At 38.0% G+C, this 1218-nt stretch carries 2 protein-coding genes; both read left to right on the top strand.

The annotated features are described in order from the left end of the window. The coding region (locus tag AC1DJR_RS30400; RefSeq protein ID WP_477004302.1) for a sigma-54 interaction domain-containing protein at positions 1-1006 on the top strand (1006 nt) is incomplete at its 5' end. Beyond that, positions 984-1218, top strand: a 235-nt coding sequence (locus AC1DJR_RS30395) for an amino acid permease (protein ID WP_477004301.1), incomplete at its 3' end; no start/stop codon positions are given. The genes AC1DJR_RS30400 and AC1DJR_RS30395, both read left to right, overlap by 23 nt.

Below are 1218 nucleotides of genomic sequence, written 5' to 3'. Positions count from 1 at the left end.
GGAAATGGATAATCAGTTAAAAACATATAAAAAAGAATTAAGAGAAACATATGAACACGAAGGACTTATTTTTAAAAGTATCGCTATGCAAAAAATAATCGAAACAATAAAAAAAGTATCAGTAGTAGATAGTACTGTTCTCGTATTAGGTGAGACTGGAGTGGGGAAAAGCCGATTAGTACGCCATTTGCATGAAGTGAGTCACCGGAAGAATGAAAGTTTCTATGAAATTAATTGTGCGGCATTGCCGACGAATTTAATCGAATCTGAGCTTTTTGGATATTCAGGTGGGTCTTTTACAGGTGCAAATCGTGAAGGGAAAAAGGGGCTATTAGAATCAGCGCATAAAGGAACCCTTTTCTTAGATGAAATTGGTGAAATGCCGCTTGAAATTCAAGCGAAGCTTTTGCAAGTATTGCAAGAAAAAACGTTTCGTCCTATAGGCGGAAGAGAATTAAAAAAGGTGGACGTTAGAATTGTAGCGGCAACAAATCGAGATTTAAGTACGATGGTGAAACAAGGAACATTCCGGAAAGATTTATACTATCGTCTGAATGTCATTCCAATTTCAATTCCGCCACTTCGGGAGAGAACAGAAGACATTTTGCCGCTCATCTATCATTATTTACAGCATTTTAATAAAAAGTACGGACGTGATGTGAAGTTAGCACCTAGTACGTTACAAATGTTTGTAGGGTACCCTTGGGAAGGAAATAATAGAGAGATTGAAAATGTAATCGAGAGGATTGTTATAACTGCTGACGATGTTGTCACGATAGAAGATTTGCCAATATCGATGCAGGAGTCTACAGTGGAGCAATCGGGTCAAAGTCTCTATAAAATGTTAGAAGAAGTGGAACGAAACATTATCTTAAAAACATACAAAACACATGGATCCAGTTATAAAGTCGCAGAATTCTTGAAAATAAGCCAATCTGCTGCTACTAGGAAAATTAAGAAGTTTATAGAGGAGGATTATATAGTTGGAGGAGAAGAAGGAACTTAAAAAAGTGCTATCACGTTTTGATGTTCTTTTCCTTGCGATAGGCGCTATGCTTGGATGGGGTTGGGTTGTACTCTCAGGGGATTGGGTTACATCGGCTGGTTCTATAGGGGCAGTTATTGCTTTCGTTATAGGAGGATTACTTGTTATTTTCGTTGGACTAACATATGCTGAACTTGCTTCTGCCATGCCGAAAACAGGCGGTGGTTTACTAT

The sequence above is a fragment of the Bacillus sp. 05T31 genome, from assembly GCF_056396725.1.
Note: the sequence above shows the minus strand (reverse complement) of the source record. Positions and strands in the feature narration are given on the sequence as shown.